Annotated in this window: 21 protein-coding genes; 9 read left to right on the top strand and 12 right to left on the bottom strand. The window is 70.1% G+C overall.

Annotation, left to right across the window (positions count from 1 at the left end; genetic code table 11):
- Positions 1–261: 261 nt before the first annotated feature.
- Genes VSH64_RS01045 through miaB form a run of 3 tightly spaced genes read right to left on the bottom strand, consistent with a single transcriptional unit; the run spans position 262 to position 2383 of the window.
- A complete protein-coding gene (locus VSH64_RS01045; RefSeq protein WP_326569673.1) occupies positions 262–384 on the bottom strand; it encodes a hypothetical protein in 123 nt (40 codons plus the stop codon).
- 38 nt (positions 385–422) lie between these two features.
- Entirely contained in the window at positions 423–899 is a 477-nt protein-coding gene (locus VSH64_RS01040) for an Rv2732c family membrane protein (RefSeq protein WP_326569672.1), read from the bottom strand.
- The gene (gene miaB / locus VSH64_RS01035; RefSeq protein ID WP_326569671.1) at positions 896–2383 is read right to left on the bottom strand and encodes a tRNA (N6-isopentenyl adenosine(37)-C2)-methylthiotransferase MiaB; all 1488 of its coding nucleotides are present in this window, start codon (positions 2381–2383) and stop codon (positions 896–898) included. Before miaB ends, VSH64_RS01040 begins: the two co-directional genes overlap by 4 nt.
- Before the next feature lie 130 nt (positions 2384–2513).
- Between miaB and VSH64_RS01030 the strand changes: the two genes are divergently transcribed.
- Together VSH64_RS01030 and VSH64_RS01025 are read left to right on the top strand one after the other, a co-directional pair.
- Positions 2514–3353 (top strand): YwqG family protein, encoded by an 840-nt coding sequence (locus VSH64_RS01030; RefSeq protein ID WP_326569670.1) that lies wholly within the window; start codon positions 2514–2516, stop codon positions 3351–3353.
- A 38-nt stretch (positions 3354–3391) separates the two neighbouring features.
- A complete protein-coding gene (locus VSH64_RS01025) occupies positions 3392–4318 on the top strand; it encodes a TAXI family TRAP transporter solute-binding subunit (RefSeq protein WP_326569669.1) in 927 nt (308 codons plus the stop codon).
- Here VSH64_RS01025 and VSH64_RS01020 read toward each other — a convergent pair.
- Together VSH64_RS01020 and VSH64_RS01015 are read right to left on the bottom strand one after the other, a co-directional pair.
- A complete protein-coding gene (locus tag VSH64_RS01020) occupies positions 4308–5708 on the bottom strand; it encodes a sensor histidine kinase (RefSeq protein WP_326569668.1) in 1401 nt (466 codons plus the stop codon). The genes VSH64_RS01025 and VSH64_RS01020 overlap by 11 nt on opposite strands.
- Positions 5709–5711: 3 nt before the next feature.
- A complete protein-coding gene (locus tag VSH64_RS01015; protein WP_326569667.1) occupies positions 5712–6380 on the bottom strand; it encodes a response regulator transcription factor in 669 nt (222 codons plus the stop codon).
- A 343-nt stretch (positions 6381–6723) separates the two neighbouring features.
- Here VSH64_RS01015 and VSH64_RS01010 point away from each other — a divergent pair, with 343 nt between their 5' ends.
- From VSH64_RS01010 to VSH64_RS00990, 5 genes are all read left to right on the top strand, one after another.
- A complete protein-coding gene (locus VSH64_RS01010) occupies positions 6724–7452 on the top strand; it encodes an amino acid ABC transporter ATP-binding protein (protein ID WP_326837866.1) in 729 nt (242 codons plus the stop codon).
- 85 nt (positions 7453–7537) lie between these two features.
- Positions 7538–8449 carry a glutamate ABC transporter substrate-binding protein gene (locus VSH64_RS01005; RefSeq protein ID WP_326569666.1) on the top strand — a complete coding sequence of 304 codons (912 nt, stop codon included), beginning with the start codon at positions 7538–7540 and terminating at the stop codon, positions 8447–8449.
- Positions 8450–8526: 77 nt separating this feature from the next.
- Positions 8527–9174, top strand: a complete 648-nt coding sequence (locus tag VSH64_RS01000; protein WP_326569665.1) for an amino acid ABC transporter permease — start codon at positions 8527–8529, stop codon at positions 9172–9174.
- Entirely contained in the window at positions 9171–10052 is an 882-nt protein-coding gene (locus tag VSH64_RS00995) for an amino acid ABC transporter permease (protein WP_326569664.1), read from the top strand. Before VSH64_RS01000 ends, VSH64_RS00995 begins: the two co-directional genes overlap by 4 nt.
- A 131-nt stretch (positions 10053–10183) precedes the next feature.
- Positions 10184–10648, top strand: coding sequence for a class I SAM-dependent methyltransferase (locus tag VSH64_RS00990; RefSeq protein WP_326569663.1), 465 nt, complete (start codon positions 10184–10186; stop codon positions 10646–10648).
- On the opposite strand, the gene VSH64_RS00985 is transcribed toward VSH64_RS00990, so the two are convergent.
- Together VSH64_RS00985 and VSH64_RS00980 are read right to left on the bottom strand one after the other, a co-directional pair.
- Positions 10645–11661: a DUF4037 domain-containing protein gene (locus VSH64_RS00985; protein WP_326569662.1), complete on the bottom strand. Its 1017-nt coding sequence runs from the start codon at positions 11659–11661 to the stop codon at positions 10645–10647. The genes VSH64_RS00990 and VSH64_RS00985 overlap by 4 nt on opposite strands.
- A 44-nt stretch (positions 11662–11705) precedes the next feature.
- Positions 11706–12818 (bottom strand): amidohydrolase family protein, encoded by a 1113-nt coding sequence (locus VSH64_RS00980; RefSeq protein WP_326569661.1) that lies wholly within the window; start codon positions 12816–12818, stop codon positions 11706–11708.
- 178 nt (positions 12819–12996) lie between these two features.
- Between VSH64_RS00980 and VSH64_RS00975 the strand changes: the two genes are divergently transcribed.
- Entirely contained in the window at positions 12997–13452 is a 456-nt protein-coding gene (locus VSH64_RS00975) for a hypothetical protein (protein ID WP_326569660.1), read from the top strand.
- A 21-nt stretch (positions 13453–13473) separates the two neighbouring features.
- On the opposite strand, the gene VSH64_RS00970 is transcribed toward VSH64_RS00975, so the two are convergent.
- The 5 genes from VSH64_RS00970 to VSH64_RS00950 all read right to left on the bottom strand — a co-directional run bounded on the left by VSH64_RS00970 (position 13474) and on the right by VSH64_RS00950 (position 17934).
- Positions 13474–14097: a hypothetical protein gene (locus VSH64_RS00970; protein WP_326569659.1), complete on the bottom strand. Its 624-nt coding sequence runs from the start codon at positions 14095–14097 to the stop codon at positions 13474–13476.
- Positions 14094–14840, bottom strand: a complete 747-nt coding sequence (locus VSH64_RS00965; RefSeq protein ID WP_326569658.1) for a succinate dehydrogenase/fumarate reductase iron-sulfur subunit — start codon at positions 14838–14840, stop codon at positions 14094–14096. Before VSH64_RS00965 ends, VSH64_RS00970 begins: the two co-directional genes overlap by 4 nt.
- On the bottom strand, positions 14837–16756 hold the full coding sequence (locus VSH64_RS00960) for a fumarate reductase/succinate dehydrogenase flavoprotein subunit (RefSeq protein WP_326569657.1): 1920 nt from the start codon (positions 16754–16756) through the stop codon (positions 14837–14839). Before VSH64_RS00960 ends, VSH64_RS00965 begins: the two co-directional genes overlap by 4 nt.
- A gap of 63 nt (positions 16757–16819) precedes the next feature.
- Positions 16820–17650 (bottom strand): hypothetical protein, encoded by an 831-nt coding sequence (locus tag VSH64_RS00955; protein ID WP_326569656.1) that lies wholly within the window; start codon positions 17648–17650, stop codon positions 16820–16822.
- Entirely contained in the window at positions 17647–17934 is a 288-nt protein-coding gene (locus VSH64_RS00950; RefSeq protein WP_326569655.1) for a hypothetical protein, read from the bottom strand. The genes VSH64_RS00955 and VSH64_RS00950 overlap by 4 nt, the downstream gene beginning before the upstream one ends.
- A gap of 380 nt (positions 17935–18314) precedes the next feature.
- Here VSH64_RS00950 and VSH64_RS00945 point away from each other — a divergent pair, with 380 nt between their 5' ends.
- Positions 18315–19541 carry a cytochrome P450 gene (locus VSH64_RS00945; RefSeq protein ID WP_326569654.1) on the top strand — a complete coding sequence of 409 codons (1227 nt, stop codon included), beginning with the start codon at positions 18315–18317 and terminating at the stop codon, positions 19539–19541.
- The last annotated feature ends 9 nt before the right edge of the window (positions 19542–19550 follow it).

The raw sequence follows: 19550 nt of genomic DNA, 5'->3' as shown, positions 1-19550 counted from the left end.
GTGGCATTGGCCCGGCAGGTCAACCTTCACCGCGAGAGTGCCGGGAAGGAATTAACGCCACTCGGTGATCTTGCGCGCGGCCTTGGCGAGGCCGGGCAGGTCGCGCAGGCAGTGGCCACGCAGCACGAGGTCGTCGACCTCTACCGCTCGGCTTTGGCGGCGAGTGGGCACGGCGGCCCGAGGGGGCGAGAACGCGCACTGCGGGGCCGTGCTGTTCCGCGGTTCCTTCGACGATCAGGCCTGGGTAGATGTCTCTTCGAACTACGGGATGCGCAGGTCGACCTGCCGGCCGGAGTCCACCAAGCCACGAGCCGGCTCCGGCAGACCGGTTGCCGGACTGGCCTCGGCCTTCTTCAGGTTCTCGACGAGCATTTCCTCGATCACCGGATGATCCTCCGTGGAGGTTCCTCGCCCGCCGCCGCTCAAGCCCGCGAAAAAGCCGTCCTCATCCACATCGTCGCCAGCACGATCGTCGCGATCCACGCCACGATCATGCCGATCCCCGGGCCGCCGCCGACGGCGCCGTTGGCGTGCGACGACTGCTGCGACCAGACCGACAGCAGGCCGTCGACGGAGGCGAACCAGCCGCCGGCCGCGCAGCACCAGGCGAGCCACCAGCGGCGGGTCGCGAGGGCGAGTGCGCCGGCGATGACGCCGATGCCGGTGGAGGTGGCGGCGAACAGCTGCGGGATGCCGCCGCCCTGGCCCTGCAGGACCTGGTAGCCCGCGTGGTCGCCGACCCACGGCAGGAACTGCGCCACCAGCAGCACGACGATGAACACCGCGATGGAGAAGCCGCGGCGGCCGAGCTCCACCGTGCGGGACGCGCGGGTGCCCGCCTGGTCGATCTCGTCGGTCAGCTTGTCGTCGACCTCGGCCGGCGTTCCTGGCTCGCTCACAGCGCACACCCACTCACCGGGGCGGGCTGCGCGGCCGGGGCTCCGAAGCCCGGCAGCCCCAGCGTGACCCCGCTCGTCTTGGGCCGAAGACCGGCTTCGGCGTTGTCGCCCGCCGTGGTGCGGCGGTGGGTCAGGAGGTCGCCGTCGGCGACCAGGTGGTGGGGCGCGCCGTAGGTGATCACCGTCTCCACGACGTCGCCCGGGCGCACCGCGCGGTCCACAACGGACCCGGCCGGCGTGAAGTGCACGAGCCGCCCGTCGCGGGCGCGGCCGCTCATGCGGTGCGTCTCGGCGTCCTTGCGGCCCTCGCCGGCGGCCACGAGCAGCTCGACCTTGGTCCCGACCAGGTTCTTGTTCTCCGACCAGGAAATCTCGTTCTGCAGCTCCACGAGCCGGTCGTAGCGCTCCTGCACGACCTCCTTCGGCAGCTGGTCGGCCATCGTGGCGGCCGGCGTGCCGGGGCGCTTCGAGTACTGGAACGTGAACGCGCTGGAGAACCGCGCCTCGCGCACCACGTCGAGCGTCGCCTGGAAGTCTTCCTCGGTCTCGCCGGGGAAGCCGACGATGATGTCGGTGGTGATCGCCGCGTCGGGCATCGCCGCGCGCACCTCGTCGAGGATCTTCAGGTAGCGCCCCGAGCGGTACGAGCGCCGCATCTCGCGCAGCACGCGGTCCGAACCAGACTGCAGCGGCATGTGCAGCTGGTGGCAGACGTTGGCGGTCTCGGCCATCGCGTCGATCACGTCGGAGGTGAACGCCGCGGGGTGCGGCGAGGTGAACCGCACGCGCTCCAGGCCGCTGATGCCGCCGGTGGCGCGCAGCAGCTTGCCGAACGCCAGGCGGTCGCCGAACTCGACGCCGTAGGAGTTCACGTTCTGCCCCAGCAGCGTCACCTCGAGCACGCCCTCGGCCACGAGCGCCTCCACCTCGGCGAGGATCTCGCCCGGCCGGCGGTCGCGTTCCTTGCCGCGCAACGACGGCACGATGCAGAACGTGCACGTGTTGTTGCACCCCACCGAAACCGACACCCAGCTCGCGTACGACGACTCGCGCCGCGCGGGCAGCGTCGACGGGAACGTCTCGAGCGACTCGAGGATCTCCACCTCGGCCTCGGCGTTGTGCCGCGCGCGCTCCAGCAGGGTCGGCAGGGCGCCGAGGTTGTGCGTGCCGAACACGACATCCACCCACGGCGCGCGCTTCACGATGTCCGCGCGGTCCTTCTGCGCGAGGCACCCGCCCACGGCGATCTGCATGTCGGGGTTCGCCACCTTGTCCGGGCGCAGGTGGCCCAGGGTGCCGTAGAGCTTGTTGTCCGCGTTCTCCCTCACGGCACAGGTGTTGAACACGACCAGGTCCGGCTTCGCCTCCGCGCTCGCGGGGACGTACCCGGCCTCCTCGAGCTGACCGGCGAGCCGTTCCGAGTCGTGCACGTTCATCTGGCAGCCGAAGGTGCGGATCTGGAAGGTCTTGCGATTCTCGGTCATCGTCCATCAGGGTAACCCCGGCCGACGGGGGTGAAGACGCCGCCCACCTGGTTGTTCGGGGGTCCGGCCTGATCTCGGGCCCCTCGTCCGCGGCGCGGTTTTTGTCGGTGTGCGCTGCGATGATGCCTCCGTGACCGCATGGAGAGAACGACTGGCCGCCCTCGCCCGTGACCGGCTGCCCGCCGAGGCCGTGGAGCCGTGGCTGGGGCTCGTGCGCCCCGCTGTGCACCTGGTGCGGGAGGGAGACGGGGAGCCGGTGGGGCAGCTGGGTGGCGACCCGGCGCTGCCGGACGACGTGGCGTGGCCGGTGTGGGACGAGCGGGGGCCGCTCACGTTCATCGGGTCCGTGGACTGCGCGCGGCTGCCGCCTGAGCTCGACACGCTGCCCGAGCACGGCACGTTGCTGTTCTTCTACTTCGACGGCCGGTACGACGAGGACGACGACCTGCCGGCCGAACCCGAGGACCTCGACGGCAACCAGGTGATCTTCGTCCCGGCCGGCACGCCGACCACCGAGCGGGCCGCGCCCGTCGAGCACCTCGCGTACCCGCGCCGCGAGCTGCACGCCCGCCTCGTCGGCTCGGCGCCCGACGTCGGTCACGTGCTGCTCGAGACCACCACCACGGCTGACGGCGTGCCGCTGAGCAAAGCGGGGTCGCGGGCGGGGCTGTTCGGCGAGCTCGCCTGGGCCGAGACCGAGCGGACCACCCGGCACCAGATCGGCGGTTACGGCACGGCGATCCAGGACGCCTCGGAGACGGAGATCGCCGCGATGGCGCTCGAAAGCCGCCGCCGGGACCCGCGGCTGGCCGAGGAAGGCGCGCGCTGGGTGCTGCTCGCCCAGTTCGACAGCGACGACGACGTGGACATGATGTGGGGCGACGTCGGCACCATCTACTGGGCCATCCGGTCCGACGAGCTGGCGGCGGGGAGGTTCGAGACGGCCCGGTTCACGATGCAGTGCACATGACGCGCTCGGGCGCACCGCCCGTCTGGCACGATCGCCCCATGCGGTGGAGGCGGACGGCGGCGGTCGTGACAGCGGTGCTCGTGGCCGGGCTGACCGCGGCGTGCGGCCCCAGCTTCGAAGGTCTGCACCTGCGGATAGCGGCGGGCGCGGTCGGCGGCGTCTACAACAACCTCGCCCGGCCGCTCGCGTCCGCCTGGGCCGCGGACCTGGGCATCGAGGCGCCGGAGGTCATGGCCACGCAGGGTTCGCGCGACAACATCAACCGCGTGCTGTCCGGTGGTGCCGACGTGGCGTTCGTGGCCGCCGACCTCGCCGCCGAGTCCGCCCAGCAGCACCCGGGCCAGCTCACGGCGCTGGCGCGCATCCACGACGACTACCTGCACATCGTGGTGCGCGCCGATTCGCCTTACACGTCGGTGTCGATGCTGAAGGGCCGCCACATCGCGGTGGGCTCGCCCGAGTCGGGGGTGGAGTACATCGCCAACCGCGTGCTGGCCGTCGCCGGGCTCAGCAACGCGGTGAGCGTGCAGCAGCTGGGCCTCGACGACTCCCTCAAGGCCCTCGAAAACCGCCAGGTCGACGCCCTGTTCTGGTCCGGCGGCCTGCCGACCCCGCTGATCACGCAGTACACGCAGAAAGTGGGCCTGCGGCTGCTCGACATGGCCAGCCTGATGGAGGGCATGCAGGCCTACAGCCCCGTCTACGGCACCGCCACCATCCCCGGCAGCACCTACAACCAGGCCGGCCCGGTCACCACGCTGGTGGTGCCCAACTTCCTCGTGGTCCCCACGAAGATGTCCGCCGACGTCGCCGAGGCCCTCACCCGCGGCCTCTACGATTCCCGCCCCGCCCTGGCGAGGGCCAACCGCGCGGCGCTCTCGATCGACGTCCACCCGGGCATCGAGACCGAGCCGCTGCCGCTGCACCCGGGCGCGCTGACGTACTACCGGAGCCTCAAGATCTAGCGACCTGCAGGTCCAGCTCGATCCGCAGCCCGCCGCCGTCCGGCAGCGACAGCCGCATGTCCCCGCCGGAGTGGCGCACGATCTCGCGCACGATCGCCAGCCCCAGGCCCGAACCGGGCACGTTCTGGTGCGCACTGCTGCGCCAGAACCGGTCCACCGCGCGTTCGAGCTCGTCCTCGCGCAGGCCGGGCCCGTGGTCGCGCACGGCGAGCGTGACACCCTCGCCGGCTTGCGCGGCCGACACGTGCACCGAGGTGCCCGCGCCGGTGAACTTCAGGGCGTTGTCGATCAGCGCGTCGAGGATCACCTCGAGTCCGCGCGGCGGCAGCAGCACACGCGCGCCGTTCACGTCGGCGTCGGTTTCCAGCGCGACGTCGCGCGCGGCGCCCACCACGCTCCAGTCGGCGACCCGGTCGGCCACCACCGCACCGAGGTCCTCGGCCACGAGCTCCCCGCCCGCCGACTCGGCGCGGGCCATCGACAACAGCTCGTCGAGGATCTGGTTGAGACGGCTCGCGTCCACGCGCGCGGCATCGAGGTCGGCGGCCGCGGTTTCGTCGTCCACGTGGCCTTCGAGGTTGCCCAGCCGCAGCTTCAGCGCCGTCAAGGGATTCCGCAGCTGGTGCGACGCGTCGGCGACGAACGCCCGTTGCGCCGCCAGCGCTTCCGACACGCTCGCCGCCATCCGGTCGAACGAACGGCCGAGCTTGCGCAGCTCCGGCGGCCCGCCGCTCTCCCCCACCGGCTCGGCTTCGCGCCCGCTCACCACGGCCGCCACGAGCGCGCCCGTCGCCTCGTCGAGCCGGCGCACGGGCCGCAACGTCCAGCGCACCACCGGGATCGCGACGAGCAGCGCCAGCCCGAACGCGATCACCGCGCCCGCGGCGAGCACGAGCCACTGCCACAGCAGCCGCGTGCGCACGTGGTCGGTCGAGGACTCCGTGACGACGACCCCGCGCACCTCGCCGTCGATGAGGATCGGCTCGGCCAGCACCAGCGGCGCCGACGACCACGGCATGAGCAGCGGGCCCGGTTCCGGGTGACGGCCGGCGAGCGCCTCGTTGACCGGGGCGGCGATGGCCGTGCGGTCGATGCGCGCCGCGTCGGTGCCGCCGAGCGAGCTGAGCACCGCCACGCCGTCCTGGTTCACCACCACGACCTTCACGCCGTACACCTCGGTGTAGCGGCGCAGCTCCGGTTCGAGCAGCGCGGGCCGGTTGTCGATCAGGGGCCGCTGCGCGAGCGAAGCGAACCGCGCGGTGTCCGTGAGCCGGTCGAGGAACAGGTTCTGCTGCAGGCTGTTGGCCATCGTCAGCGCCAGGGGGATGCCGAGCCCGAACACCAGCAGCGCGACGAGCGTGACCACGATCCCCTGGAGGCGGACGCGCACGGCTCAGCCCCGCCCGCCGCCGAGGCGGTAGCCCACGCCGCGGACGGTCTCGATCAGCGCCGGCCGCCCGAGTTTCGTGCGCAGCGTGGCCACGTGCACGTCGAGGGAACGACTCTCGGCCGCGCCGCGGTGGCCCCACACCTCCGTGAGCACGTGCTCGCGCGAACACACCGAACCACGCGCGCCCGCGACGAGCGCCAGCACCTGGAACTCCTTGCGGGACAAGGCGATCGGCTCGCCGGCCACGAGCACCTCGTGGCGCGCGAGGTCGATGGTCACGTCGCCGACCTCGATCTTCGGCGCGGGCCCGTCGGCGCGTTCGCCACGCCGGCGTCGCACCGCCTCGACGCGCGCGAGCAGCTCCTCGACGTCGTAGGGCTTCACGAGATAGTCGTCCGCGCCCGCACGCAGGCCCTGCACCCGGTCGTCCACTTCGCCGCGCGCCGACACCACGATCACGGCGACGTCGCTGACCGCGCGGATGCGGCGGCACAGCACCACGCCGTCGATGTCGGGCAGGCCGAGGTCGAGCAGCACCACGTCGACGTCGTGCACGCGGTCCAGCACCCCGGCGCCCGACGGCAACCGTTGCATTTCCAGGCCGCGCCGCGTCAGCGCGGGCACGAGGGCGCCCGCGACCCGGTCGTCGTCCTCAACCAGCAGCACCCGCACCGCTCGCCTCCCCGGTGATCCAGCCCACGGTAGCGGGGAACTCTAGGGGGCACCCGACCGCGACCACGACAGGGCACAAAGGATCACTCTGCGTCACCCGTCTGGACCGCACAGCGTGATTTCGAGATGCGCCCGCGGCTAGGCTGAGCAGCACGGACGGCCGTCGACCGGCGAAGACGCCGTCGAAAGCCGATACGTTTTTGAAACCCTAAGTATTGCTCAAGCCGCCTTTACAAAGGGTCCGACCGGAGTAGGTTTCCGCCATCGACGGGGACCTGGTGCCTCGGATGCCGGTGGTGAAGGAGCTCTGGAGGCCAAGATGACCGCGGAGGTGGCGGCGCCGATGATCAAGGCGACCGCCGTGAACAAGTTCTTCGGCGACCTGCACGTGCTGAAGGAGATCACCCTCGAGGTACCTCGCGGCCAGGTCGTGGTGGTGCTCGGGCCGTCGGGCTCGGGCAAGTCGACGCTGTGCCGCGCCATCAACCGGCTGGAGCCGATCAACTCGGGCGAGATCGCCGTCGACGGCGTGCCCCTGCCGGCCGAGGGCAAGGCCCTCGCGGCACTGCGCGCGGACGTCGGCATGGTCTTCCAGTCGTTCAACCTGTTCGCGCACAAGACGATCCTCGAGAACGTGATGCTCGCGCCGGTGAAGGTCCGCAAGGCCTCGTCGGCCGATGCCCGCAAGACCGCGATGGAACTGCTCGAACGGGTCGGCATCGCGAACCAGGCGGACAAGTACCCGGCCCAGCTTTCGGGCGGCCAGCAGCAACGCGTGGCGATCGCCCGGGCGCTCGCGATGCGCCCCAAGGTGATGCTGTTCGACGAGCCGACCTCGGCGCTGGACCCGGAAATGGTCCAGGAGGTGCTCGACGTGATGACCGGCCTCGCCAAGGACGGCATGACCATGCTCGTCGTCACCCACGAAATGGGTTTCGCCCGCAGGGCAGCCGATCGGGTGATCTTCATGGCCGACGGCGAAATCGTCGAGGACACCACGCCGGACGAGTTCTTCACCAAGCCGAAGAGCGATCGGGCGAAGGACTTCCTCGGCAAGATCCTCACCCACTGAGAATCCCGCAGTTTTCCCTCGGCACCTTCGCCGTACCCGGGTGGCCTCCGACGAGCCACACCGACGACAGATACAGGAGAAGTCAATGAGGATCCGCACCCTCGCGGTGGGCCTGCTCGCCGGCGGCCTGCTGCTCACGGCCTGCGGCAAGGAAGGCACGCCCGCCGCTCCCGGCGACGCCAGCGGCGCGAACACCGCGGCCCTGCCGACCTACACCGTGGCGCAGAACGTGGACCTGGCCGGCTCGCCGGTCTTCGCGAAGATCAAGACGGCCGGCGCCGTGACCGTCGGTGTCAAGGACGACCAGCCGGGTCTCGGCCTGAAGGACCCGACCACGGGCAAGTTCGAGGGCTTCGACATCGAGATCGCCCGGATGATCTCCGCCGGCCTCGGCATCGCCCCGGACAAGATCAAGTTCGTCACGGTCGACTCGGGCGCCCGTGAGCAGGCCATCTCCAACGGCCAGGTCGACTACTACGTCGGCACGTACACGATCACCGACAAGCGCAAGACCCAGGTCTCGTTCGCCGGCCCGTACTTCCAGGCCGGCCAGGACCTGCTGGTGCGCAAGGACGACACGACGATCACCGGCCCGGAGACGTTGAAGGGCAAGAAGGTCTGCTCGGTGACCGGGTCGACCCCGATCCAGCGCGTGCGTGACCAGGGCCTCACGGAGCCGGGCAACATCGTCGAGTTCCAGAAGTACTCGCAGTGCGTGGACAAGCTGAGCACCAAGGACGTCGACGCCGTCACCACCGACGACGCGATCCTCAAGGGCTTCGCCGCACAGGACCCGGACTCGTTCAAGGTCGTGGGCAAGCCGTTCTCGCAGGAGCCCTACGGCATCGGCCTGAACAAGGACGACAAGGTGCTGCGCACCAAGATGGACGACCTCCTGCAGGCCAGCCTGGACGACGGCACCTGGCAGAAGATCTACGACGCCACCCTCGGCAAGTCCGGCGCGACCGCGACGAAGCCGACCATCCAGCGCTACTGATCCAGCTCTGCGGCCGGTGGACGGGGTTCCCGTCCACCGGCCGTGCCACGTGAACCTACGGACGCGGGGAAGGCTCGATGGACGTCCTGCTCGACAATCTGGACCTCTTCGGTCCGTTCTTCTTGCGCACGATCGAACTGTTCCTGATCGCCGGCGCCGCCAGCCTCGTGTTCGGCACGATCCTGGCGATGCTGCGGGTGAGCCCCGTGCCGGTGCTCAGGGCGATCGGCACGGTCTACGTGACCATCGTGCGCAACACGCCGCTGACCCTGGTGTTCGCGTTCTTCGTCTTCGCGTACCCCCTGCTGAACATCCTCAAGCTCGACTACTTCCCGTACGCCTGCGTCGCGATGACGGTGTACACGTCGGCGTTCATCTGCGAGGTCGTGCGCTCGGGCATCAACACGGTGCCCGTCGGCCAGGCCGAGGCGGGCCGCGCGCTCGGTCTCTCGTTCGGCCAGATCCTCGGCCAGGTGGTCCTGCCGCAAGCGCTGCGGTCGGTGGTCCCGCCGCTGATCAGCACGCTCATCGCGCTGCTGAAGAACACCACCATCGCGAGTGGCTTCTCCGTCGCGGAAGCCGGCGCGATCCGCCAGTACGTCTCCGAGCGCGGCGACAGCCAGCTGGTCGCCCTCCTGTGGGTGGCGCTCGGGTTCATCATCCTGGTCGCCGTGCTCTCGTTCGTGCAGATCAGCCTCGAGAAGCGCTGGAGCGTGGCCCGATGAGCTCCGTCCTGTTCGACGCCCCCGGGCCGAAATCCCGGATGCGGCACCGCCTGTACGCGGTGATCGGCATCCTGGTGGTCGTCGCGCTGATCGCGTTCGTGATCTACAAGTTCGCGGAAAGCGGTCAGTTCGCGGCGAAGAAGTGGGAGTGGCTCCAGTACTCCCAGGTGCAGGCCGACCTGGCCGACGCGGTGCTCGCCACCTTGGAGGCCTTCGCGCTCGGCGCGGTCTTCGCGCTCATCTTCGGCTCGGTGTTCGCCGCCGGTCGGCTGTCCGAGCACAAGGTGATCCGCGGCGTCTCCGCGTTCATCGTGGAGTTCTTCCGCGCGATCCCGCTGCTGATCCTGATGTTCCTGTTCTACTACGGCCTGCCGGCGGTGGGCGTCGACACTTCGCCCTTGTTCGCCGTGGTGCTCGGCCTGACGCTGTACAACGGTTCCGTGCTCGCGGAGATCTTCCGCGCGGGCATCAACTCACTGCCCAAGGGCCAGTCGGAAGCCGCGTACGCGCTCGGCATGCGCAAGACCCAGGTGATGTTCACGGTCCTGCTGCCGCAGGCCATCCGGGCCATGCTGCCGACCATCATCAGCCAGCTGGTGGTGCTGCTCAAGGACACCGCGCTCGGCTTCCTGGTCACCTACCCGGAGCTGTTGTACTACGCCCGCTACATCGGTTCGCAGGGCGCGTTCGGCCGGCCGATCGTGCCGTCGACCATCGTCGCCGCCGTGATCTACATCGTGCTGTGCCTGCTGCTCACGGCGCTGGCCACGTGGGTCGAGAAGCGCAACCGGCGGAGCAAGAAGCACCTCGAACCGACCGACGCCAAGGCGGAGCAGATCGGATTGGCGCACGCGATGGGTCAGCCCTTCTCCGTCTGATCGGTTCGCCCCGAGAAGGCCCCCGCATCCGGTGCGGGGGCCTTTTCGTGCGCTGCTCCGGATGCACCTGTCGGGCCGCGCAGTGGCGGGTTAGCGTCGAAGGGCAGCCCTCGCCCGGCAGGAGCCCGCCCGTGCCCGAACCTCCCCGCAGCCCCGCCGAGAGTGCCGAAGCCGACGCCGTGCTCACCGCCGCCGGTCCGCCGGCCGGGCGCTGGGTCCTGGTGGTGGGCGGCGGCGCCGGGTTCCCCGCGCGGCTGTTCCGCTCGGCCGGCGCAGCTCGTGTGGTCGGCGTCGACGCGGACCGCGCGCTGATCGCGTCCGCCCAGCGGCAAGAGGAACGCGACCCGCTGGGGATCTCGTACGAGGTGCACGAGCCCGCCCGGTTGCCGGTGATCGGCGACTTCGACGTGGTGGTGGCGTTCGGTGTCGCCGCCGAGGCGCTGCCGCACCTGGCGGCGAACGTGCGGCCGGGCGGGCTGCTCGTCCTGTCGCGGACCAGCGGCTCGTGGGAATCGGCTCTGGCGGACGCCGGGTTCGCCTCGGTCGAGCACGTCGGCGAGCCGCCGTCGGTGGTGCCGACCGCGCGGCGGCCCTAGAGCCGCAGCCCTCGGGTCCACTCCGGACGGCCGAGGACATCGGTGCTGTCCACCCACTGGTCGATCGCCCCGATCGCGCCCGGATGCAGGGCGTCGGCGAAGCGGGCGGCGTCCAGAACGCGGTAGGGCCGGCTGTGGAAGCCGCGGACGCGCGGGTCCAGCTCCGCCGTGAGGCCGAGCTGGTTGTGCTGCGCCGCAACGGTTTCATAGGCGTGGGTGAGGTGGGTTTCGCGGGTGTGCCAGTCCGTCGCCGCGAGGGTGCCGCTGAGGTGGGGCGTGAGGGCGGGCGCGAGGGACAGGCGGGCGAACGCGCTGCCGAGCCACTTCGAGTACGGCGGGTAGCGGCGGGCCATCAGCAGGCACACGCGCAGGAGGTCGCGGACGAGCCGCGCGGCGACGACGGCCGAGCCCAGTTCGTCGCCCACCTCGCCGCACCGGCCCACGAAGGGCTCCTCCTGCGCGATGCGGCGCCACTGGCCGGCGAGGACTTCGCGCCACACGTCGTCGGGGTACCAGGACAGGGTGGCGCGCAAGGGTTCGAGGCGACGGAGACCGTCGTGGAACACGGCGCCACCGGTGAGTTCGGCGAGGGTTTGGGTGGGGGTGGTGAGCCAGTCGGCGCGAGACATCGGTGCCCGCGGGACGAAACCGAGGTAGGCGCTGAAGTAGCTGTCGACGTCGGTGATCTCGACCGCGTGGCGCACGGGGCCGTCGGTGGGAGCCATGCGGGTGGTCGGGTCGCCGTCGTTGTCGGCGAAGTTGGTGGGGTAGCCGAGGAATTCGCGGGGCAGCTCGCGGGTGAGCAGGTCGGTGAGCCCGGTCGGATCGTCGACGAACAGCTGCAGCCGCGGGCCCCAGTCGTGGTCGGTGGAGCGCGCGGTGTCGAAGCCGAGGACGTCGGAGCCGCGGCCGAGCAACGCCGCGGAGTAGGTGAGGCCGCGGCGTTCGAGGATCGGGCGCACGGCGTCGGCGTGGAAGCGGCGGGCGAGTTCGAGGCCGGGGAGGAAGTCCACGCCGGTGAGTGTGTCGCGCGCCGGTGGTGCGCGGCGAGGGGTTTTCAGCCGCGCACGAGCCGGCCCGCCTGCCAGACGGCTCGGACGCGGCCGGCGAGATCGGTGACGTCGAGGTCTGCGCCGTGGAGCAGCACCAGATCGGCCCGCAGGCCCGGTGCGACGCGGCCGCGGTCGTCGAGCCGCAGCAGCCGCGCAGCTTCACTCGTGGCCGCGCGCAGGGCTCCGGCGGCGCCGAGGCCGGCGTCGGCGAGCAGGCGCAGCTCGGTCAGCAAGTCGACGTGTGGACGCGGCGCCAGGTCCGAGCCCGCGGCCACGGGGACACCGGCTTCGCGCGCGAGCGCGAGCGATCGCCGGTGCGCCGCGGCGTGCTCGGCCGGGATCGGGGCGAGCGTGGGGACGTACCAGCAGCCGTGGTCGCGCATCGCGGCGACGGCTCGGTCGTCGAGGAACACGCCGTGTTCGATGCTGCGCACACCGGCGCGCGCGGCGGCCGTTGCGGCGACGGCCGTGTGCGCGTGGGCCAGCACATCACGACCGGCACGGCGGGCCTCGTCGGTGACCGCGTGGAGTTCCTCGTCGGTGGGCCGGATGTCCTTGTTCTCGGCGAGGTGGGCCAGCGCGCCGCTCGCCCCGAGCTTCACCCAGTCGGCGCCCGCGCGCACCATCCGCCGCACGGCCGCGCGCGCCTGGTCCGCGCCGTCGAACACCGCGTCCGGCAGAGCCGGGTCGTCGATCCGATCGAGGCGGCCGGTGTCCGCGCCCCACCCGTCGCCGAGGCCACCCGTCGGCGACAGCTGGCGCAGGCTCACGAGGAGGTCGGGGCCTTCGATCCAGCCCTCGCGAAGCGCGTGTTTGAACCCGGCATCGGCGCCCCAGGCGTCACGGACGGTTGTGATGCCTCGTGTGCCCAGGCGGCGCAGGGTGGCGACTGCTTCGAGAATCCTTGCACTGCGCGGAAGCCCTTTCGCGCCGGGGAAAGCGACGTGAACGTGGCAGTCGATCAGGCCGGGGATGAGGAGTCCGCCCTGCCCGTCCCACGGATCCGGACCGTCCACATCAGACCCGACGGCGGTGATGAGCCGGTCTTCGACACGCACATTCGCCGGTTCGGCGGTGCCGGAATCGGGGTCGAACACCCGCACGTTCTTGATGAGCACATCGCCGACCTTAACGAATCATCAAGGGAATCCGAACCGTTTTCGCAAGATCCACATCATGCCTGGTCACGCGCTTTTTTCTGACAGGACGTGCATTTCGGATGATTCGCTGCAATACTCGGATCAAGCCGTTGATCATGAACGGCCACTGGGAAGAACTGGGGAAAGAGTGAAGAACATGAGTGAAATCGGTGCGCCCAAGCGCGCCCGCATCACGGCCGTCGTCGCCGCTTTCGCGGCGGCCAGCCTGGCCACGGCCACTTTCGCCACGGCGCCGGCGTCGGCTTCCACCGCGGATTCGGCGTCGGCGAGCGTGCTGGCGTTGTGCAAGAGCCGCACCTCGGGTTTCCTGATGAAGTGGGGCCCGGTTTCGAAGGAATGCTCCTACACCAGCCCGGCCAGCGGCTGGGGCGGCAAGCTGCGCATCACCTGGAACGTGCAGTCCGGCACCAACCAGACGGCGTGCGTCCAGGCCCGCATGGGCAAGGCCCGCAACCCGGACCCGTGGCAGTCCGTCAGCTGCGGCACGCTCGGCACGGGCACCATCAAGTGGCCGGCCAACACCGCGTCCAATGTGGAGGTTCGCGTGCAGGCCCGCAACAGCCCGGTCACCAACGTCACCTACTCGATCTGACGGGTCGGCGGGGCTCGGCGCTCAGGCGCCGAGTTCCGCCCTGGCCAGGGCGATCGTCTCCTCGGCCAGCGGCGCGAGCTCCGGTTCACGGGCGGCGGCCGCGCGCGAAAGCCGCGTGACGTCGTCCACCCACTGCCCCGTGGCCGGGTTCGGCTCATCGATGCGGGCGAAACCCCTCTCCAGCAACCCGTTCGCGTCCGCCGTCCGGCCGCGGGCCACCGCTTTGATCGCGCCGAGCGCGTTGGCCAGCGCACTCGCGGGGCGGGACCACTCGCCTTCGCGGGCGTGCGCGGCGGGGTCGCCGGAACCGGGGTCGGCCGTCGCCGACACCTCCCGCACCGCCAGATCCAGCCGCCAGAACAGCGGCACCCCGGCGAAGCGCACGAACACCAACCGCCGTTGCCGTGAGTGGAAGAAGTCAGGCGACGTGCGCACGGCGGCGACCGCGCGCACGCGGTCCAGAACCGGCCGAATGTCGGCCACACAGGCGGGCACGCGCCCGTCGGGCACGATCCACTCCACGTCGATGTCGCTGTAGGCGTCGGCGGTGCCGGCCGCGAGGGAACCCCGCAGCCGGGCCGTCGAGTCCGCGCACGCAGCGGCCAGCGCGGTCACGACGGCGCCGGCCAGCTGCGCGCGGATCACCTGCGGAACAGCTTGTTCCCCAGCCACACGATGGGGTCGTACTTGCGGTCGGCCACGCGTTCCTTCATCGGGATCAGCGCGTTGTCCGTGATGTGGATGCCTTCCGGGCACACCTCACTGCAGCACTTCGTGATGTTGCAGTACCCGAGCCCGTGTTCGTCCTGCGCGGCGTCGCGCCGGTCGGCCACGTCGAGCGGGTGCATCTCCAGCTCGGCGATCCGCATGAGGTAACGCGGGCCGGCGAAGGACTCCTTGTTCTCCTCGTGGTCACGCACCACGTGGCAGGTGTTCTGGCACAGGAAGCACTCGATGCACTTGCGGAACTCCTGCGAGCGTTCGACGTCCACCTGCTGCATCCGGTACTCGCCCGGCTTGAGGTCGGGCGGCGGCGTGAACGACGGGATCTCGCGGGCCTTCGTGTAGTTGAAGGACACGTCCGTGACGAGGTCGCGGATCACAGGGAACGTGCGCATCGGCGTCACCGTGATCACCTCTTCCTCGGTGAACGTGGACATCCGCGTCATGCACATCAGGCGCGGTTTGCCGTTCACCTCGGCCGAGCAGGAGCCGCACTTGCCCGCCTTGCAGTTCCAGCGCACGGCGAGGTCGGAGGCCTGCGTGGCCTGCAAGCGGTGGATGATGTCGAGGACGACCTCGCCCTCGTTCACCTCGACCTTGTAGTCCTGCAGCTCGCCGCCGGTCTCGTCGCCGCGCCACACCCGGAAACTGGCCTTGTAGCTCACGCGTTCCTCCCGGAGTGGTTCTCCAGCTCGGCGTCGGTGAAGTACTTGCCGAGCTCGTCGAGCTCGAACAGCTCGAGCAGGTCCTCCCGGAGCGGGATCTGCTCCTTTTCCACCACGTCGACGTCCGGTACCACGGGATTGTCCCCCGCCTTGGCCGAGCACACCAGGAGCTTGTGCCGCCAGTCGGCGTCCATGCTCGGGAAGTCGTCGCGGGTGTGGCCGCCGCGGCTTTCGGTGCGCAGCAGCGCGGCCTGGGCGACGCACTCGCTCACCAGCAGCATGTTGCGCAGGTCCACGGCGAGGTGCCAGCCGGGGTTGAACTGCCGGTGGCCCTCCACGGTCACCTGCGCCATCCGCTGCCGGATCTCGCCGAGCTTCTCGATCGCCTGCCGGATCTCGCCGGCCTTGCGGATGATGCCCACGAGGTCGTTCATCGACTGCTGCAGCTCGGTGTGCAGCGTGTACGGGTTCTCCGCCACGCCCTGGGCCGGCGGGTCGAACGGCGCCAGCGCCATCTTCGCCGCGGCGTCCACGTCGGCTTCGGTCACCTGCGGCCGCGAGTCGCCGAGGCCGTCCACATAGGACGCGGCGCCGAGGCCCGCGCGGCGGCCGAACACCAGCAGGTCGGACAGCGAGTTGCCGCCCAGCCGGTTGGAGCCGTGCATGCCGCCGGAGCACTCCCCCGCCGCGAACAGGCCGGGCACGCTCGCCGCGCCCGTGTCCGGGTCGACCTCGATGCCGCCCATCACGTAGTGGCAGGTGGGGCCGACCTCCATGGCCTCCTTGGTGATGTCGACGTCGGCCAGTTCCTTGAACTGGTGGTACATCGACGGCAGCCGGCGGCGGATCTCCTCGGCCGGCAGGCGGCTCGCGATGTCGAGGTACACGCCGCCGTGCGGGGAGCCGCGGCCTTCCTTGACCTCGCTGTTGATCGCGCGCGCCACCTCGTCGCGCGGCAGCAGGTCGGGCGTGCGGCGGTTGTTGTCCGCGTCGGCGTACCAGCGGTCGGCTTCGTCCTCACTGTCCGCGTACTGGCCCTTGAACACGTCGGGCACGTACTCGAACATGAACCGCTTGTCGTCGGAGTTCTTGAGTACTCCACCGTCGCCGCGGACGCCCTCGGTCACGAGGATGCCCTTCACACTCGGCGGCCACACCATGCCGGTGGGGTGGAACTGCACGAACTCCATGTTGATCAGCTTCGCGCCCGCGCGCAGGGCCAGCGCGTGGCCGTCACCCGTGTACTCCCACGAGTTCGACGTGACCTTGAACGACTTCCCGATGCCACCCGTCGCCAGCACCACGGCCGGCGCGTCGAACAGGATGAACCGGCCGCTTTCGCGCCAGTAGCCGAACGCGCCGGCGACCTTGCCGTCGTTGAGCAGCAGTTCGGTCACGGTGCACTCGGCGAAGACCTTGATCCGCGCTTCGTAGTCGCCGTACTTCGCGAAGTCTTCCTGTTGCAGCGAAACGATCTTCTGCTGCATCGTGCGGATCAGTTCGAGCCCCGTGCGGTCACCGACGTGCGCGAGGCGCGGGTAGGTGTGGCCGCCGAAGTTGCGCTGGCTGATGCGCCCGTCGGCCGTGCGGTCGAACAGCGCGCCGTAGGTTTCCAGCTCCCACACGCGGTCGGGGGCTTCCTTGGCGTGCAGTTCGGCCATGCGCCAGTTGTTGAGGAACTTGCCGCCGCGCATGGTGTCGCGGAAGTGCACCTGCCAGTTGTCGTTCGAGTTCGCGTTGCCCATCGATGCCGCGCAGCCGCCTTCGGCCATCACGGTGTGGGCCTTGCCGAACAGGGACTTGCACACCACTGCCACGCTGAAGCCGCGTTCGCGCGCCTCGATCACCGCGCGCAGACCGGCGCCGCCGGCACCGATCACCACCACGTCGTAGCTGTGCCGTTCGACCTCGGTCATGAATAGAGCCACCTCGGAGCTGGGACGCCGTTGTCTTTCACTGCTGGGAAGAGAGTGCCGACGCTAGCCGACGAACCGCAGATCCGCGATGGCACCACTCGACACGAGCATCACGTAGAGGTCGGTCAGCACGAGCGTGCCGAGCGTGGTCCACGCGAGGTTCATGTGCCGGGTGTTGAGCTTCGAGACCTGAGTCCAGACCCAGTACCGGACGGGATGCTTGGAGAAGTGCTTCAGCCGCCCGCCGGTGACGTGCCGGCACGAGTGGCAGGAGATCGTGTACGCCCACAGCAGCACCACGTTGGCGACGATGATGATGTTGCCCAGCCCGAACCCGAAACCGCTCGGGCTCTGGAACGCCACCACGGCGTCGTAGGTGTTGACCAGCGACACGATCACCGCGACGTAGAAGAAGTAGCGGTGCACGTTCTGGATGATCAGCGGCAGCTTCGTCTCGCCGCTGTACTTCGCGTGCGGCTCGGCCACCGCGCACGCGGGCGGCGAGAACCAGACCGAGCGGTAGTACGCCTTGCGGTAGTAGTAGCAGGTCAGGCGGAAGCCGAGCAGGAACGGCAGGACCAGCGCCCCGAGCGGGATCCAGCTCGGGAAGTCGCCGAACCAGTGCCCGAAGTGGCTCGAGCCTTCGACACAGGAAGTGGACACACAGGGCGAATAGAACGGCGTCAGGTAGTGGTAGTCGGGCACCCAGTACGCAGTGCGCACGAAGGCCCGCACGGTCGCGTAGACGATGAACGTGGCCAGCCCCAGCACCGTGAGCAGGGGTTGCAGCCACCACCGGTCGGTGCGCAACGTCCGGTCGGCCAACAGCGCCCGCCCCGGAGAGCGGACGCCGGAACCGTCCCGGCTGACGTCGTTGTCAGCGGGGGCGCTCACCGCTGGTCGCGCTTGTAGCCGCCGACACCCTCGTCATCGGCGCCTTGCCAGAGCGCCGGATCGTACGGAGTGTCCGGAACCGGCACGCGGTCCACGGGTTTCGCCTGCGCCGGCACGGCCTGCGGGTGGCCGTCCAGCTCCGCGGTGTCGATGTCGAGCCGCTCGACATCGTTGGCCAGCCGGCGCACAGCCGACGCGTCGCCGTACCGAGAGCGCAGGGCGCCCACGCACTGCCGCAACTGGCCGATGGTGCGCCGCAGTTCGGCGAGCTCTGTGGTGGACATCGGGAGCCTCCCTGTTCGGTGGGGCTGACAGGAACCGGGGTGACGATCACTTTCGCCACGTACGACTCTGCCTCGCGTTGTGCTATGTGACAAGTAGCACATTCCCCAGCGTATTGCCTGTTGACCTTGGGAGTCGACCCCTCTTGGTGCCGTGTCGTGATGCGTGGGCCGTGGTGAGACCGTCGTGAGGCCGTCGGAGCGCCGGCGCGACGCGGTGCCACCTGGAAAAACGGGGGCCACTCTCCGGTTTGGGCCGCGTTGAGGTGGTGGGCGACTTGCCCGAATTCCGTCGGACCCGGCGCCGCTGTCAGAGCGGTATCAGGGCCGTGTCAGCGCGAGTGGGCATGGTGGTCCCCAAGACCACCACGAAAGGAAATCCCATGAGCCACACGGTGTCCGTCCCGCAGGGGTTGCCGCTGGAGCGTGACGCGGGGCCGTTCGATCCGCCGCGGGAGATTTCGCGGGTGCGGGACGCGCGCCCGGTGAGCCCGATGCTGTTCCCGGACGGGCACGAGGGCTGGCTGGTGACCGGGTACGACGAGCTGCGGCAGCTGCTGGCCGACACGCGGTTCAGCTCGCGCCAGGACCTCGGCGTGCTGCACGTGCCCTACGAGACGCCCGGGATGCCGGTCGCGACGGAGCCGTCGCCGCAGGTGCCGGGGTTGTTCATCGCGATGGATCCGCCGGATCACTCGCGGCTGCGGCGCAAGCTCACCGGCGCGTTCACCGTGAAGCGGATGAAGCAGCTGGAAGACCACATCGCCGAGGTCGTGGAGCGGCAGCTGGACGCGATGGCCCAGCTGACGCCGACGGTGGACCTGGTCAAGGAGTTCGCGCTGCCGGTGCCGTCGCTGGTGATCTGCGAGCTGCTGGGCGTGCCGTACGAGGACCGGGCCGATTTCCAGGCCAACTCGGCGAAGTTCCTGGTCAAGGAGCAGGAGCTCGAGGAGAAGATGGCCGCCTACGGGGCGCTCACCACGTACCTGGGCGGGCTCGTCGCGGGCAAGCGGGCCGAGCCGGGTGACGACATCCTGTCGGACCTGGCACGTCAGGACGACCTCGGCATCGAGGAGCTCACGGGCATCGCGTTCCTGCTGCTGCTCGCCGGCCACGAGACCACGGCGAACATGCTGGCGCTGGGCACGTTCGCGCTGTTGGAGCACCCCGAGCAGCTGGCCGAGCTGCGCGCCGACCCGGAGCTGATGCCCGGGGCCGTCGAGGAGCTCATGCGGTACCTGTCGGTGGTCGACATCAACTTCCGCTACGCCACCGAGGACCTCGAGCTCGGCGGCGAGACGATCCCGGCGGGCTCGACCGTGGTGGTCTCCCTGCTGGCCGCCAACCACGACCCGCGACGGTTCGAGAACCCGGACACGCTGGACATCCACCGCAACGCGCGCGGGCAGCTGGCGTTCGGCCACGGCGTGCACCAGTGCCTCGGGCAGCAGCTGGCGCGCATCGAGATGCGGGCCGGGTTCGCGGCGCTGTTCCGCCGGTTCCCCACGCTGAAGCTGGCCGTTCCCGCCGAGGAGGTGCCGCTGCGGACGGACATGAACATCTACGGCGTCCACTCGCTGCCGGTCACCTGGACGACCACGGCTCCGTGACGAGGGGGG

Origin of the sequence: Amycolatopsis rhabdoformis, assembly GCF_035918295.1 — a bacterium.
In the GTDB taxonomy this organism is placed as follows: Bacteria; Actinomycetota; Actinomycetes; order Mycobacteriales; family Pseudonocardiaceae; genus Amycolatopsis; species Amycolatopsis rhabdoformis.
The sequence above is the reverse complement of the archived record's forward strand: the minus strand, read 5'-3'. Positions and strand labels throughout refer to the sequence as shown.

Excerpts from the sequence above, each read along its gene's own strand:
- VSH64_RS00950 (WP_326569655.1), bottom strand. The coding sequence starts at position 17,934 with ATGTCCACCACAGAGCTCGCCGAACTGCGGCGCACCATCGGCCAGTTG.
- VSH64_RS01000 (WP_326569665.1), top strand. The coding sequence starts at position 8,527 with ATGGACGTCCTGCTCGACAATCTGGACCTCTTCGGTCCGTTCTTCTTG.
- VSH64_RS00960 (WP_326569657.1), bottom strand. The coding sequence starts at position 16,756 with ATGACCGAGGTCGAACGGCACAGCTACGACGTGGTGGTGATCGGTGCC.
- VSH64_RS00995 (WP_326569664.1), top strand. The coding sequence starts at position 9,171 with ATGAGCTCCGTCCTGTTCGACGCCCCCGGGCCGAAATCCCGGATGCGG.
- VSH64_RS01025 (WP_326569669.1), top strand. The coding sequence starts at position 3,392 with ATGCGGTGGAGGCGGACGGCGGCGGTCGTGACAGCGGTGCTCGTGGCC.
- VSH64_RS01010 (WP_326837866.1), top strand. The coding sequence starts at position 6,724 with ATGATCAAGGCGACCGCCGTGAACAAGTTCTTCGGCGACCTGCACGTG.
- VSH64_RS00945 (WP_326569654.1), top strand. The coding sequence starts at position 18,315 with ATGAGCCACACGGTGTCCGTCCCGCAGGGGTTGCCGCTGGAGCGTGAC.
- VSH64_RS01005 (WP_326569666.1), top strand. The coding sequence starts at position 7,538 with ATGAGGATCCGCACCCTCGCGGTGGGCCTGCTCGCCGGCGGCCTGCTG.
- miaB (WP_326569671.1), bottom strand. The coding sequence starts at position 2,383 with ATGACCGAGAATCGCAAGACCTTCCAGATCCGCACCTTCGGCTGCCAG.
- VSH64_RS00975 (WP_326569660.1), top strand. The coding sequence starts at position 12,997 with ATGAGTGAAATCGGTGCGCCCAAGCGCGCCCGCATCACGGCCGTCGTC.